Raw genomic sequence first — 14,709 nt, forward strand, 5'->3', positions numbered from 1 at the left:
CAGTGCCACCTACTTCATCAGTGATGAAGGTGGCGCTGTATGCGCTGCTGCAGCTGCTGCGCATTGGGCTGCAGGCGTAAATTTTGCTTCGCGGCGCCCAGGTCATTGAGCTCGCTGTCGCTCAGCGCGCGCCCCGAGAATAACAGCGCATTCATGTAACCCTTTTGCGTTTCAAAGGAGTTATCAGTCAGCAGCAATAGCTCATCAATTATCGCCCAGCGTTCACCGATATCTCCCCCCACCTTGGCACCGATTAGCTCACCGTCGAGGTAAGCCTTGAAGCTACCGCCATCGCCACCGGCGTAAAATACCAAGCCGAGTCGATGCCATTTTCCTGGACGGAACTCGCCAAAGTACCCGGAACCGGCACTGGCGATACCCACTCCGCCACTGGCTCTGGATTCGAAGAATATGTCTGCGTCATCATCGTTATTAGGCGTAGTCTGCATAATGGCGCGCCAGAAGCCATCACTGGCCTCTGGCCATAAAATGTCCATAACGAGCGAGTAATCCGATAATTTTCCTTGCTCGGCGAGATCGCCGTTCGCAGGGACGTTGGTCTGCAGTTTCAACCCCTGCTCCGGACTGTATGCATCAAATGCCATCACCACCGAGTCTCCACCCGCTAATTCCGGCACACCAAAGTCTGCCGGCGGGCCGAATTGGGTATCCGCTTGTGTGGCAACGTTAAGGTAGCTCAGGCGCGAGGGCCCAGCGTCTTCTCGCAAGGGCTGCTCATCGCTATGGAATTGCCACGTTGTGGTAACGGTGTCTGGTTGACAGCGACTCAGGGTTTTATCGATATCCAGATACAGGCAGTCACTGCTGCGCTGGCGCGCATACGCATCCAGACTTGCCCAACTTTCTGACAGGTATGTTGCTGAGCGGTCAGCTAAATTGGGGAAGAAAAGCGGCAAATTCCACGCGGCACTTTTATAGAGCACCAGCTTGATGGGCTCTGACTCGGCTGCCTGCGACGAGACAAACACCCAAGCTGGCTGCGCCGCACGCATCTCAGCCAATTCTGCGGCGGATACACTAACTTCATAGAATGCCTTAAAACCTGGCGTATCTGCGGGCTGTCGCTCAACGGGTAGCGCGCGATGAAATTCGGTTGCGGTTACCGTCCCTGGCAGCCAGCGCTCGATAACCTGCGAGGGATCCAGCAACGCGGCATCGGCCCCGTGATGATATAGCGCCGCTTTGGCTGCCAGGGCGGTTAATTGTTGTGCGTTTGGCTGGTCTTCAGCCAAGGCGATTTCGACATGCGCATCGGGGCTGTATTTTTGCACAATGCCCTCAATAACCTGCTGCGTTGTCGCATCGGGCTCAGCAATATCACGCACCTGAATTTCGTCAACACTGGCGTCGAGGAGCCGTTTGTCCGACAGGCGGTAGCGAAGCGTCACGTCACTCAGACCATCGGCGAAAAAGTCTGGCTGGATCAGTATATTGCCCGACGCCAACTGCTCAAACTCGGTACCCAAATGGCTGTGTCCGCCAAGGGCGAGGTCGATCTCTGGATTGGCGAGTAGGATTTCACGATCCGCACTGGCGCCTAGGTGGCTGAGCATCACTAAAACATCCACGTGCTCCCGGTACTGGCTGACTACCCCCTCGGCAATATGCTGCAAGTGCCAATTCATTTTAAAGTCGGGGACGAAATCCGGAATCGGCGCCGTCTCAAGGGGCTCATCAAGCTCATTCCACGGCCCCGAGCTCATACCAAAGAAGCCGACCTTCAAGCAGCCTACCTGAAGTACTGCAAAGCCCTGCGCGCCGAAACTCTCTGCACTGCCGCCTCGGTATTCACTGTTACTAGCAATCACCTGTGCGATTGGGTCCTGTGCGTGGTCGAGTAGCGTGTCCGCCCCCCAGGCAAAATCGTGATTGCCAATGACGCGTACATCAAACGCCATGGCCTTGGTGACCTCAACCGTCGCGGCTCCCGCCGATAACAACTCAGCGACGCTGCCCTTTTCAAAATCGTCTCCGCCGTTACTGAATACTGTATAGGGCTGCTCTTCAAGCGCCTGAAGGTGGTAGGCCTTGATACGACTAAAAAGCTTTTCAGGGCCACCATAGCGTGCATGCAGGTCAGCTACGTGAATAAAGCGCAGCGATTGTTCCTCGGCTTGTGCTTCGCAGTTGCCGTTGACCACGCGCGCCACCTCGGGAGCCTCAGTGGGAACCAAGCGATATTCACCGAACTGGGTGATACTGGCCGTGACACCCGCCTCGCTCTGCACAGAGCTCAATAGCGGCCGCCACTGCCCATCGACATTTCTGGCCACGCTATAGCGCTGATTTTTGGGGTTTTCCGGCAGGGGTAAGAATAACCTAGCAGGCGTTAGCAGCTGTGTTTCCGTGGGCTGCAGCTCATACTGCGTTTGCTCCGCAGCGACGTTCACTTCTAAAGAAATAGACAGGGCTTGCGCTGCGCTGGTCGACGCCAGTTCTAAACGCGCGGTGTCATCGAAGGTTAGCACCGACGCTTCACCTGGAGCTACGCGATAGGAAGGCGTGTCGTCGCGACCGGAGCCGCCCCCACCACCTCCGCCGCAGGCAACAAGGGAAAAACATATAAACAGTGGGGTTAAGAAACCCTGTCGCATACTCACAGCTCCATTAATTTACTGCCCATTGCAGCTCGCTATCCTTGCGAATACTACGTGACCCAGCGTAGACGCTATCTAGGTACAAACCGTGATTTCAGCAACCACTATAGGCTCACTGCGCCGCAGAGACTCCGGTTTTTTCTTGGCCAGCTTTGCGCAGTCTTCGATACTCTGCCTGTTGGGAGGGCGTGAGCAAGCCGTAAAATTCCATTTGCGTCTGGAGAATTGACCCCGTGTGGCGGGCCGCAACAGACCCCGCCCGCTGGCTCATTGCAGCAATGGTACTGCGCGTCATTTCCGGTAGCGGTTGTAGCTGCATATCTTGTCTAAGTGCGACGCTTTCTTTTTGTAACTCGGCTGCTTTTGCCGCATAGCGGACAATCAACTTATTAACCTGCTCGCGTTGCTGGCTAGTGAGCTCCAGCTTGTCCGCCAGGGCAGCGATGCTGGCACTGCTAAGCGCCTCTGCCGCTTGAGCCGGCATCACCAGCACCCATGTGCTGAAAAAAAGAATCGAGATAGAGCGAATCAACATTCATTATTCCTTTCAATGAATCTGTCCCAAACAGAGTACTTCTCGGTGCAACATCGTTATGCAGTTCTACACACGCGCCGGATGGACTCTGCGTCGAAGCCACGATGATGAAGAAATCGCTGCCGTTTGGCCAGCTCCCGCCGATCTTTGGGTGGAACATCGGCGTATTTTTTTTGGTAAACACTCTGCAATTGCTCAAACCAGTCGAAACCGGCATCAGCAAACGCCTCATCGATAATCGTCTCTGAAACACCGCGGTCGCGCAGTTCCATGCGAATACGCGAGGGGCCAAAGCCACTATTTGCTCTCATACGCAGATAGCTCTCGGCAAAACGCTGATCGCTTTGTAACCGCTCATGGGCCAAGCGCTCGACAACTATCGCAATGTCCGCCTCGCAACTGGGAAAGCGCTGCGCCAACTTGGACACCAACTCCTTTCGGCTATGCTCCCGTCGGGCCAATAAGTCCATTGCTTTCTTTCGTATACCTATGTCACTCAATTTCTACTATCCTAGTTGAGGGTAGATGCTCGCCTCTACGGCAAATACTTATTTTTTTTAATCTGTGCAAATAGCAAAGTAACAACACGGTCAACAGGGCGTTATTAGACTCGACCGCTTTCTTTTACCATGGAGTGTAACTATGTTAGTGCAAATTCAAGTATTGTTGATGCAGATTTTTTCTGGTTCCTTGGCTAAATTTCGCGATGATGAGCGCGGTGCAAGTGCCATCGAGTACGCAATTATGGCAGCCGTACTGATCGGCGTAATCATCGCCGCGATTGGCTTCCTCAATCTCGAAGGCATTTTCACCACCATCAACGCAGATATCAACGCAGCCTAAATACGTTATTGAAATTGGCGGCGAAATAGGAATTCCCCGTGTTATGGCCATTGTCATCATTCTGCTACTCGTAGCCATTGCATATGTTGATTGGTCATCGCGGAGAATTCCCAACGCCCTAAATCTGGTGCTGTTTATTGCATCGTTGGGCGTTTTTATTGGCAGTAGTGGCATCAGCGCCTATCAATGGATGGTGAATATTGTGCTCGCCCTGGCGATTACACTTCCAGGCTACCTTTCAAACAACATGGGAGGTGGCGACGTCAAGCTGCTGCTGGCCCTCTCTCCGCTTTGGCCGCCGACGACGTTACTCTTTGTCTTCGCCTCGGGTACCCTGGTGCTGGCACTCATCATGACTATCATCGAAAAAAGTAAGCGGCATGATAAGCATCGAGCGCGCGGGTTCCCGATCGGCACTGCGGTCAGTCTGGGCGCAGCGCTACTCCCCCTCTCACCATTCTTCTCTGTTTCGCTATGACACACCACGAGGAAAACATTATGGCCGGGGCGCCAAGTACTTCAAATAACGCGCGCCAGAGCGGTGTGGTCGCTATTGAATTTGCCATTCTATTCCCAGTATTTTTCGCTCTAAGCTATGCAGTGATGGCCTATGGGATGTATTTTCTACTGTTGCAGAGTTTCGCCTATGCGGGTGAAGATGCTCTCAGAGCGGCGCTAGCTACAGACTGTGCTGCAGCAGTATGCACGGAGGCCGAGCTAGAGCCTGTCGTCACGGCGCAAGTCCAGAATTCACTCACGTGGTTCTCCGCGGACCTCGTCAATGCAGCAACGGCCGGCGATGATTTCTTCAGCTGCGATGCAACAATGCTATGCACGGTGAGGCTCAGCGCCCCACCTATTTTGGACAGCATAAATCTACCTATTATCGGCAGCATTCCCAACCTGCCCGACCCGGTAGTGAGCCGTTCCAGCCTGCGCATGTAGCAATCGCGACAAGGAAACTATACGTAGGTGCCACAATATCAGCACAACGTCACACCACCTAACATCAGGGAAAGAGACGCTAAACTAAAATGTAGCGACGGTGTAATACGATAACTTCATCTTAGATGCATTCAAGGGATATACCGATGCAAGCAAGGACTCTCAAGATCATCGCTGCACTGCTAATTATCAGCGCAGTTATCATGGGTATCATTGGTTATCGAATTAGCCAACAAGATGCTATTCGCGACCAACAGCGGCAGACTGTGGCAACGCAGGCCGACTCCTATACATATGCTCAAAAGCTAGTCATTGCAACAAGAGACATCGCCAAGGGAGAAACCCTGACCGAAGAGGAGCTGATGCAAGTTCCTTATGCCATCAAGGTCGAGGGCAGCTTTGCAACGGTCTCAGAGCTACTTAACAAGCGAAGTAAACAAGACATTCTGAAAGGTTCGGTGATTCGTGACAGCGATTTCGAATCCGATAGCAAGTTAGCTGAGCAAATTCAGCCCGGTCACCGCGCCGTTGCCGTTAAAGTTGACGAGGTTATCGGCACTGGTGGCTTCTTAAAGCCCGGGGATTTTGTTGACGTCATCTTTAATAGCCGCGCCACAAAAGAGACCAACGACCGCAGTATGTCTCGACGCGTACTACGCAATATTCGTCTGATCGCATTTGGCGACGAGGTCGAGGGCGAAAAGCCGCAGCCGGTTACTAACGAGAGCAGTAAAAAAGCGAACAACAAAGATGGCGGAAAACGCAGCCGCTCCGCGGTACTGGAAGTGCCGACAGACGAGGTAAACCGCCTTGTGTTAGCCGAGAGCGCCGGGGGACTTCGATTGGTAGCGATCGGCGAAGCTGACCGCCTGGCACGCGAGGAGATGATCGCATCCGGTGAAACGCCCGAAGAAAACGAAGACAAAGCAACCTTAATGCGAGAAGTCACGGGCTTTAAACCCGCCCCACCGCCAAAATCCATTTATATGTATAGCGGCGATAAAGTCGAGACAATTCGAGTACGAAACTAATGCAGCAACCACTGGTTCGATATGGAGCATCTATCATGAAACAGGGATTTTTAATTGCTTTGCTGTTAGGGCTAATCACCAGCCTGCATGCAGAGCCCTACAAGACCCTGCGACTGGAACTGGGTGAGCAGCAAATGCTGAGTACCAAATACAGCGTAAAAAGGAGTGCCATTGGGCGCCCGGAAGTTGCGTCACTTAAAGTGCTCAATTCAAGAGAATTTCTTCTGACTGCAAAACAACTTGGTGCAACCTCGCTGTTACTTTGGCAGGGCGGCAAGGAGCCGACGGAATTTCGCATAGAGGTCGTGCCCAGTTTGTCACCCAGTACGCGCGACGGCGTTGCGGTGGACAGCAGTGGCCCCTACATCAGCCTGCAGGGCGAGACTCGATCCTTACAACAACATCAGCAGCTACTCACATCAAGTGGCCCCAATGTTTTGGACAACACCGTTCAGCGCGGCTCCATGCAGGTGCAAACGGATATTCGCATTGTTGAATTTAGCCGATCCCAACTCAAACAAATTGGAACCGCACTGTCCTACGTCGGCGGGGATACCTCTATCGCAACCGGCGGATCTGGTTTACTTCCGCTATTAGAGGGCAATGGGCCACTGGGTGCATTATTAGGTATTACACCAACAGGCGCGGATGCTTCCTCAATACTAGTAGGTCATGTAAAAAATGGTTTTAGTGCAGCCATTAATGCCCTTGCTCGAAACGGGTATGCCTACACATTGGCTCAACCCTCGCTGGTCAGCATGTCTGGTCAAACAGCAACTTTTTTGGCGGGTGGCGAATTCCCATATCCCGCGTCAAACCGCGATGGCCAAATTCAAATTGAATACAAAGAGTTTGGTGTGCGGCTGCACTTAACACCAACCGTACTTAGTGAAAATAGCATCATGCTAAAAGTTGCCCCAGAAGTCAGTGACTTGGACTTCACCAACGGCGTGCAAGCCAGCGGCGTTTCCGTCCCCTCTCTGCGCGTGAGGCGCACAGACACCTCAATACAGCTCGCTCCCGGGGAGAGCTTCATTATCAGTGGTTTGGTAAGCAGAAACACCTTTACCAATGCCGACCGGCTGCCCGGCTTGGGAGATATCCCAATATTGGGTGCCCTATTCCGCTCTACGCGGTTTTCACAGGAAGACAAAGAGTTGATCATGATCGTCACTCCCCACCTGGTGAACCCCATTGCCAAGGACGCGGAGCTGCCAGAACTACCCGGTGAAACCTATAAGCACTATGTCCCCTCATTTACCGATATGCTGTTTCGCGACCTAGATAAATCCAGCGAGCGAGCAGCGAAGAAGACGCAAAAATCCGATGTCGGATTCGCAGATTAATAAGGGAGCCCAGTGATGAGGCTGATCGACCGGAGAACACCTGAAACTAAGCAGGAACAACTCGACGATTACGAGACGCTCAAAGCCGCCCTACACCGCTTTGTCATAGATCGTATCGAAGATGACAATATCATCTACGACGATGACTCAAAAAAGTTAGAAGAAGCGATCGGTGCTTATATACGGCAGTATTGTCGTATATACGAGGTGAATATCGGCCGAGAAAAATTCGACAACCTAGAGAAAGAGCTGCTGGACGAAATTGTGGGGTTCGGCCCCCTACAAGTTCTTCTCGACGACCCCGATATCAATGACATCCTGATTAATGGTCCGCGGCGCATCTTTGTCGAACGACGCGGCGTACTAGAACAATCGTCTATGCGGTTTCTAGACGACCGCCATGTGCTTCGGGTTATTCGACGCATGATATCGCCACTGGGGCGCCGCATCGATGAATCCAGCCCCATCGTTGATGGCCGACTGGCAGATGGTAGCCGTATTAACGCCATCGTACCGCCGCTCGCACTAGATGGCCCCTGCCTGTCTATCCGAAAGTTCCGCAAGGATCCTCTGACCGCCGAAGAACTCCTGGCCGGCGGATCGATAACCAAGGACGCACTGGACTTTCTCAGCGAGTCGGTTGCTAAAAGGCGTAATATCTTAATAAGCGGGGCAACCGGCTCCGGTAAGACCACTTTGCTTAACATTCTGAGCCAGTATATTCCTGCAACCGAGCGCATCGTAACCATCGAGGACGCAGCAGAACTCCAATTGCGCAATAGCCACGTGGTGCGACTAGAGACCCGACCTGAAAACAATGAAGGTGTTGGCCAAGTCACAGCGGGCGAGCTTGTCAAAAACGCCCTTCGCATGCGCCCAGACCGAATTATTGTCGGTGAAAGCCGCGGTGGAGAGGTCGTGGACATGTTGCAAGCCATGAACACCGGCCACAATGGCTCGATGACCACCGTGCATGCCAACTCAGCGAGCGATGCGATCACTAGGCTGGAAATGATGGTCGGGATGTCGGGGTTCAAAGGCTCAAGCGAGTTAATTCTCAAAATGATTGGCAGTGCATTGGACATGATCGTTCATATCGGCCGCCAATCAAATGGGCATCGCTGTGTAATGCAAATATGCAAACTCACGAATACGGCGAACGGACTGCAACTACGCGAGCTATTCGCTTTGGATGCTGGCGGTAATCTTGCCAGAAACCCCAGTGAACAAAATGTTCCTCTACTCAACGACGTAATGCCGGGGTCGCCGTGATGTTTTGGATAGCCCTGGTGGCACTAATGATTGGCCTCGCCTTTGTGCTCATGCTGTTGGTCAATGTCGAAGCACCGGCAGAGGTAGAAATCGCCGAGGTCGAACGCAAAGATCCCTTGCCGGAATTCATTACTAATTATTTAGCCGCCAACGGCGTAGAGCTCCCGGCTGTCGTGATCTACAGCGTCATTGCGAGCCTCGCAGCAATGACGATTCTGTGCATCGCGTTACTGCCGATTAGTATCGCTGCCATCAGCATTCTAACTGGCTACGCCGTTGCATTTCTCAGCATAAAATTTGTCGGCAGCAAACGTCGGGCGAAGATGCTTGAGCAGCTGCCCTCTTTTATCAACCAAGTTACCCGCAGACTATCGGCGGGTATTTCTGTAGAAAATGCCTTCGCAGACTCAGTTGAAACTTTGGAACGCCCCTTAGGCACCGTCATGCGACGAGTAGTCAGACGGGTACACCTGGGCTACGACCTTCACCAGGCTTTCAGCCGTGAAGCTGGCGTGACGAAACTACACGAATTCAACGTAATTGCGACGGCCCTGCGCATCAACGAACAATACGGCGGGAGCATCCGCTCTATTCTGGATGATATCGTGGGTATATTGCGAATGGATGAGGCCGGCAAGCGTGAACTAGCCGCCATGACTGGAGAAACACGTTTCACAGCGACAGTACTCGCTCTGCTGCCGCCCGGTATCGCCGTATACATGTTTAGTATTAATCCAGACATGATGTTGGAGGTGTGGTCTCAAAGCAGTGGTAAGTCCCTATTTATCATCTCCGCGGTAATGGAAATACTGGGCGTATTCGTACTGTGGCGCATGGTTAACTCAATAGAGTCATAGGCAATAGACATGGAAGCGCAACATTATTTTTTCATTATCGGCGCACTTATATTATGCACCGCACCGGTAATACTCCTAGCTACCGCACACATTAACAGTGATGCCAGCGAGAACACCAAGCTAGAGTTTGGGCGCCATGACACCTGGCGCATGCTTCGCGAGGAAAACACCCATATTGCCTCGCTCTCTCAGCTGCTACGCCGCGCGGGACTGTTTACCAGCGCACAACAGATCAAAGCGATTTCTTTTACCTTGGTCGCTTGCCTAGTATTGGGCGTAATTGCCGCGGCGGCGAGTCTGTTTAAGGGGCTCGCGATCGGGCAGGTCTTGGCCATCACCGGTGCGACAGTGATTGGCAGTGTTGTACTGGCCTACCTCATTCTAAAAAACCAAGCAGACGAGCGACAAAACGCCTTAGAAAAAGAAACCATGATGTTAATTCAGACCACGCGCATGCTATGGCGCGTCGGCCTGTCTTTACCCAAAACCCTTGGCATTATTTGCGAGCAACTGTCAGAACTGTCACCCAACTGCGCCAAGGAGCTTTCCCTTGCAGCAAATAAAATTGAGTCGGGGCAGAGTCAAGAAGAGGCCCTTTATGAGCTTATCAATAGCTGCAGTGCAGAGGGCTTCAAGGAGTATTTGATTGTAATCCGTCAGCAGTCCATTACTGGCGGCAGTATCGATAAGTCTCTTGACGAACTCTACTTGCTCTTACAAAACCGTCGGCGGCTTAGCTTACAAGAGCAGGTCAATAAAATATCGGGAAAGATGTCATTGGTTATGATGCTGTTTTTATTTCCCGCTTTGGTATTACTTGCAGCTGGCCCTAGCTTTTTCTCCATGGTGCAAGCGCTGAACGAGTTAGGTGGATGATGAATACGTCAATAAACAACACCTGTTTTCGACGCTTTCTGCCGTTGATGCTGGCATCACTGCTGTTATCAGCATGCGCCTCAGCGCCCTCGCAACTATCGCAAAACCGTGCAGATTGTGGTGCGTCATTGAGCCAAGCCCAACGGGTAAAACTAGATCTTGTTGAGCAGTTATTGTCAGAAGGCAGCTATTTCTCTGCACAGGCGCACCTGGAACAGGATGACAGTAATAGTCCTCGGGCCCTTTGGTTGACCGCCGAAGCACAACGTAAGACGGGGATGCTGAGTGAGGCCTACGACAACTACAGAGACCTCAGCCTAACCTGCATGACCGCTGCCGGACACGCTGGCATGGCGAAGATACTTGCCACCCGTGGCGATCTAGCCATTGCCCATCAGCACATGTTGAAAGCCAGACACCTCGCCCCTACCAGCGCAGATGTTCGCAATGACTACGGCTTCATTCTCCTGGCAATGCGAGACTTCAAAGCAGCCCAACGAGAGTTTATGACCGCATTGCAACTGAAAAATGGTCATCCGGTCGCTCTGCGTAACATGATCATCAGCCTGATACTTGATGGTGACACCCGAACCGCACTACGCCTCGCTCAAAACAACGAAATTAATAGTGCAGAATTTAATCAGCTCCTTGAAAAAGCAAACCATTTCACAGAGCCCACTGTCGCCAAACGCGCCATTGTTAGATAGGGAACTAACGTATGAAAAATCGACTATTGATACTTTCATCACTCGCCTTTAGTTGTGCGGTCACCGCGGGCGAACCTAGCTATGACATTAGCCGCGACACTGCAACAACCCGAGCCCTAGACGCTCAACGTTCTGGAGAAATAGCCTCTGATATTCCTCAGAAGCAGAACGGCGCCTCGCGCGCATTAAGCTACAAGCGCTATACCGAAAGCTTTGACCGCCCGATTCCCGTGTCATTTATCGACACAGACTTTAAAACGGAATAGTAATGAGTGCTGCCCGCCGCTTTATTCGCCAGCCAACCCCTTCGCAACAGCGAGGGGTAATGACGCTGACCTTAGCTGCGTTGATGTTGGCAATAACTGCTTTTCTTGCGCTCTCGGTCGATACTGGCAGGCTTTTTCTGGAGAAGCGCACCTTACAAAGGCAGGCTGACTTAGCGGCCCTGGAAACGTCGTTGACTTATTGTCGAGACCAATCGCTAGATGATGACGGCCTATTTGCGGCCGCCCAGGCGGCATTGGCTAGTGAGCGCAATAATTTTCGTGGCGATGCGGGCGGCATTGCGGTTGTGCTCGGTGAGATTACGAGCGCTGACGACGGCAACGGTGGTAGCGTCAAACAATTCACCGCAAACGCAGATGGAAAGGCCGTAGAGGTCACGCTGACGCGAACAATACGTGCATCCCTTTTCGGCAGTGTAGTACCTGGCGGCAGCCAAACAATCACTATTGAGGCGCGGGGCGCTGCAGAAGCTTGCCAGCCCGTCGCATCGCTACATTTGCGCAGCAATTTACTCAATGTCGACTCAAGCCAATCAGCGCTTCTTAACGGCGTCTTAGGCGGCTTGTTAGGTACTACCCTTAACCTCAGTGTCGCACAGTGGGACGGTCTACTGGACACAAACCTCAATTTGCTGAGTTACCTTGATGCTCTGGCCGTTGATCTCGGCATCTCTGCAGGAGACTATGACAGCGTACTTAACGCCGACGTTAGTCTGGGAGATCTACTCGACGTCGGCGCAGATGTACTGGAGTTAGGCGGTAATACCGCTGCGGTTAGCGCATTTCGTGATCTCGTCTTAGCCATCCCTGGGGCCACTCCGCTGATATCGCTCGGTGAGCTGCTTGAGGTGCAAACGGGAGCACCCGAAGCCGCACTAGATATTGGCCTACAGGCAATGCAACTTGTTCAAGGGACCATTCAACTGGCGAATAGCAAATCCGCGATCGCCGCCGACATACCCATAAACCTTCTCGGCTTAGCGGGCGCAACAGTAAAACTGCAAGTGACCGACCCGCCAAGACTCATGGCCACGGGCAACCCAAAACTCGCTGCAGATGCGCCTTACGGCGGAGATGCGATATTTGTCAGATCGGCCCAAGTACGCACATTTATTTCGCTGGATCTGCCAATTGTCGGCGCCACCCTAAATACGCTGCTAAGCCTCGTAAATGACAACCCTTTACTGAGCGGCATCGCTGGCACAGTCAGCAGCTTGCTGTCACTGGATATACTCGGCGTACTTCAGGGACTGAGCTGCGTGGTTTACTGTGATATCCAGAGGGACCTTTTAGATATCGAAGTACTAAGCTCGCCGAGGCTGGATATCCTTCTTGAAGCGGGCAGCGGTGACGGCCGCGTAACCGATTACGATTGCGATGGCGAAGACAAAGCACTGGATGCGCTCGCAAATAGCTCCGCTGTCAGCGTACTTGCCGGTAGCCTGGGCAGCGATATGAATGATGCCGCCACTAACGCCTTCGATGAAGCCTCACCAAGCGTGGAGCCCATTCCGATACTCGATATCGGCACCAAGCGGGTACGCTACCAGTGCACCCTGCTGCTGATTTGCTGGACTGAATACTGGGACGGCAGCGCTTGGGATGGTGATCCCGGTGCCGCCGAGCGGGATGCCTTCTCTGGAGGCGGGCTGGGCCTGAGTTTAGACTCTGATTTGCTCGCAGGCTCAGAAACCCTGAATTTCGCCAACAACCCATCCGATGACTACCTGCCCGAGTTCGGTGTAGATCCAATAGATGAGGCCTATCAAAGCGTTGATACTCAAAGCTTGGTTGATAACTTAGAGGGCGATTTGCTGGGCTTAAACCTCGAGTTCTACGCCCCCACCAACAGCGGCGATGGCATTACCGGAAACGCGCTCGGTGGGCTCCTCTTCCTCGTCGGCTCAGCCGCCAATGCGCTGACGGGCGCAGTGGAAGCGATTATCACATCTACGCTCTCTCCACTGCTGACAGCCATTATTAATCAGCTGTTGGATGCGCTCGGCGTCAGTTTGGCCGAGACCGAAGTAGGCGCAGCCATGACCTGCGAAAGCGATAGAGTGAAGCTCGTAATGTAGCGCGAGCCTTTTCACCTTAATGCTGCCTCCTGCAAAAAAATATAGTCTGACAACCACTACTGTTACACTGTAAAAAAACAAGAATCTGCCGGCTGTAACCACAATGAACTTCAATGACTACCTCACCCTTCTCGCGAAAAATGGCGGCTCCGACTTATTTCTCAGCACCGGCGCTCCGCCGTGCGCGAAATTTCACGGGAAACTCAAACCTCTAGATAAAGACCCATTTACACCGGGCGAGATCAGAGACATCGCCTACGAAATTATGGATGGCGAGCAACAGAAAGAGTTCGACCAAGAACTCGAAATGAACCTTGCTTACGCCATTCCTAAAGTTGGCCGTTTTCGCGTCAATATATTTAAACAACGCAACGAAATCTCGATAGTAGCTCGTAATATCGTCACCGATATTCCCAACGTCGACTCCCTGGGGCTACCCTCAGTTTTGAAAGACGTGATTATGACAAAACGAGGCCTGGTGCTATTCGTTGGGGCAACGGGTTCTGGTAAATCAACGTCTCTTGCAGCACTTATTGATCACCGGAATACCAACAGCAGCGGTCATATAATTACGATCGAAGATCCGATTGAGTTCATACACCGGCACAAGCGCAGCATTGTTAATCAACGCGAAATTGGTGTGGACACGCGCAGCTTTCACCAAGCCCTGAAAAATACACTCCGGCAGGCACCTGATGTCATTTTAATAGGAGAAATCCGCGACCGTGAAACGATGGAACATGCCATTGCCTTTGCCGAAACAGGGCACTTGTGTATTTCCACACTGCATGCCAATAACGCCAACCAGGCACTCGACCGGATCATTAACTTCTTTCCCGAAGAGCGCCGGAATCAATTACTGCTCGACCTCTCTCTCAACTTAAAGTGCTTTGTCTCTCAGCGTCTGATTCCCACCCTAGATGGCAAACGCTGCGCTGCTATCGAGATCTTATTGGGCACGCCAACCGTCGCCCAGGCTATTCACAAAGGCGAAGTCGAGTCGATCAAAGAGATCATGGCAAAATCAGAAAATCTGGGGATGCAAACCTTTGATGCCGCCCTGTTCAAGCTTTACGAGGAAGGGAAAATTTCTTTTGAGGATGCGTTGAAAAACGCTGATTCATCCAACAACCTGCGTCTCAGAATTAAACTAGAAAGCACGAGAGGCATTCCCGCCGGCGAAGAAGAACCTGATACAAGCAGTAGTAATAGAAAAGCTGATAACGCTTTCAGCCTGCAAATTGAGGAAGAGCCTCCAGAGCCCGAAAGTTAAACTGAAAAAACTCAGGGGCAGTGGTCAGTGCCCCTGAACCAGTT

The 14,709-nt window shown here is 52.3% G+C and carries 15 protein-coding genes; 12 read left to right on the plus strand and 3 right to left on the minus strand.

The window, feature by feature from the left end; translation table 11 throughout:
* Positions 1-17: 17 nt before the first annotated feature.
* The 3 genes from HNR64_RS05440 to HNR64_RS05450 form a co-directional block, all read right to left on the minus strand.
* The gene (locus HNR64_RS05440; protein WP_204995534.1) at positions 18-2,615 is read right to left on the minus strand and encodes a metallophosphoesterase; all 2,598 of its coding nucleotides are present in this window, start codon (positions 2,613-2,615) and stop codon (positions 18-20) included.
* A 115-nt stretch (positions 2,616-2,730) separates the two neighbouring features.
* Positions 2,731-3,153: a Spy/CpxP family protein refolding chaperone gene (locus tag HNR64_RS05445; protein ID WP_204995535.1), complete on the minus strand. Its 423-nt coding sequence runs from the start codon at positions 3,151-3,153 to the stop codon at positions 2,731-2,733.
* A 56-nt stretch (positions 3,154-3,209) separates the two neighbouring features.
* Positions 3,210-3,623 (minus strand): regulatory protein RecX, encoded by a 414-nt coding sequence (locus HNR64_RS05450; protein ID WP_204995536.1) that lies wholly within the window; start codon positions 3,621-3,623, stop codon positions 3,210-3,212.
* A 172-nt stretch (positions 3,624-3,795) separates the two neighbouring features.
* Between HNR64_RS05450 and HNR64_RS05455 the strand changes: the two genes are divergently transcribed.
* From HNR64_RS05455 to HNR64_RS05510, 12 genes are all read left to right on the plus strand, one after another.
* The gene (locus HNR64_RS05455) at positions 3,796-3,996 is read left to right on the plus strand and encodes a Flp family type IVb pilin (protein ID WP_239547631.1); all 201 of its coding nucleotides are present in this window, start codon (positions 3,796-3,798) and stop codon (positions 3,994-3,996) included.
* Between the two features lie 43 nt (positions 3,997-4,039).
* Complete coding sequence (locus HNR64_RS05460; RefSeq protein ID WP_204995537.1) at positions 4,040-4,474, plus strand: prepilin peptidase; 435 nt, start codon at positions 4,040-4,042, stop codon at positions 4,472-4,474.
* Between the two features lie 20 nt (positions 4,475-4,494).
* Positions 4,495-4,941: a TadE family protein gene (locus tag HNR64_RS05465; protein ID WP_204995538.1), complete on the plus strand. Its 447-nt coding sequence runs from the start codon at positions 4,495-4,497 to the stop codon at positions 4,939-4,941.
* 146 nt (positions 4,942-5,087) lie between these two features.
* Positions 5,088-5,972 (plus strand): Flp pilus assembly protein CpaB, encoded by an 885-nt coding sequence (gene cpaB / locus HNR64_RS05470; RefSeq protein ID WP_204995539.1) that lies wholly within the window; start codon positions 5,088-5,090, stop codon positions 5,970-5,972.
* A 35-nt stretch (positions 5,973-6,007) separates the two neighbouring features.
* Complete coding sequence (locus HNR64_RS05475; protein WP_204995540.1) at positions 6,008-7,318, plus strand: type II and III secretion system protein family protein; 1,311 nt, start codon at positions 6,008-6,010, stop codon at positions 7,316-7,318.
* A gap of 15 nt (positions 7,319-7,333) precedes the next feature.
* Entirely contained in the window at positions 7,334-8,590 is a 1,257-nt protein-coding gene (locus HNR64_RS05480) for a TadA family conjugal transfer-associated ATPase (RefSeq protein ID WP_204995541.1), read from the plus strand.
* Positions 8,590-9,447 (plus strand): type II secretion system F family protein, encoded by an 858-nt coding sequence (locus HNR64_RS05485; RefSeq protein WP_239547659.1) that lies wholly within the window; start codon positions 8,590-8,592, stop codon positions 9,445-9,447. The genes HNR64_RS05480 and HNR64_RS05485 overlap by 1 nt, the downstream gene beginning before the upstream one ends.
* Positions 9,448-9,456: 9 nt before the next feature.
* Entirely contained in the window at positions 9,457-10,323 is an 867-nt protein-coding gene (locus HNR64_RS05490; protein ID WP_204995543.1) for a type II secretion system F family protein, read from the plus strand.
* Positions 10,320-11,030, plus strand: coding sequence for a tetratricopeptide repeat protein (locus tag HNR64_RS05495; protein WP_204995544.1), 711 nt, complete (start codon positions 10,320-10,322; stop codon positions 11,028-11,030). The genes HNR64_RS05490 and HNR64_RS05495 overlap by 4 nt, the downstream gene beginning before the upstream one ends.
* Before the next feature lie 11 nt (positions 11,031-11,041).
* Positions 11,042-11,296, plus strand: coding sequence for a DUF3613 domain-containing protein (locus HNR64_RS05500; RefSeq protein WP_204995545.1), 255 nt, complete (start codon positions 11,042-11,044; stop codon positions 11,294-11,296).
* A gap of 2 nt (positions 11,297-11,298) precedes the next feature.
* Entirely contained in the window at positions 11,299-13,392 is a 2,094-nt protein-coding gene (locus HNR64_RS05505; RefSeq protein WP_204995546.1) for a TadG family pilus assembly protein, read from the plus strand.
* Between the two features lie 103 nt (positions 13,393-13,495).
* Positions 13,496-14,665, plus strand: a complete 1,170-nt coding sequence (locus tag HNR64_RS05510) for a PilT/PilU family type 4a pilus ATPase (protein ID WP_204995547.1) — start codon at positions 13,496-13,498, stop codon at positions 14,663-14,665.
* Positions 14,666-14,709: the final 44 nt, after the last annotated feature.

The sequence above is a fragment of the Spongiibacter marinus genome, assembly GCF_016906995.1.
GTDB lineage: Bacteria > Pseudomonadota > Gammaproteobacteria > Pseudomonadales > Spongiibacteraceae > Spongiibacter > Spongiibacter marinus.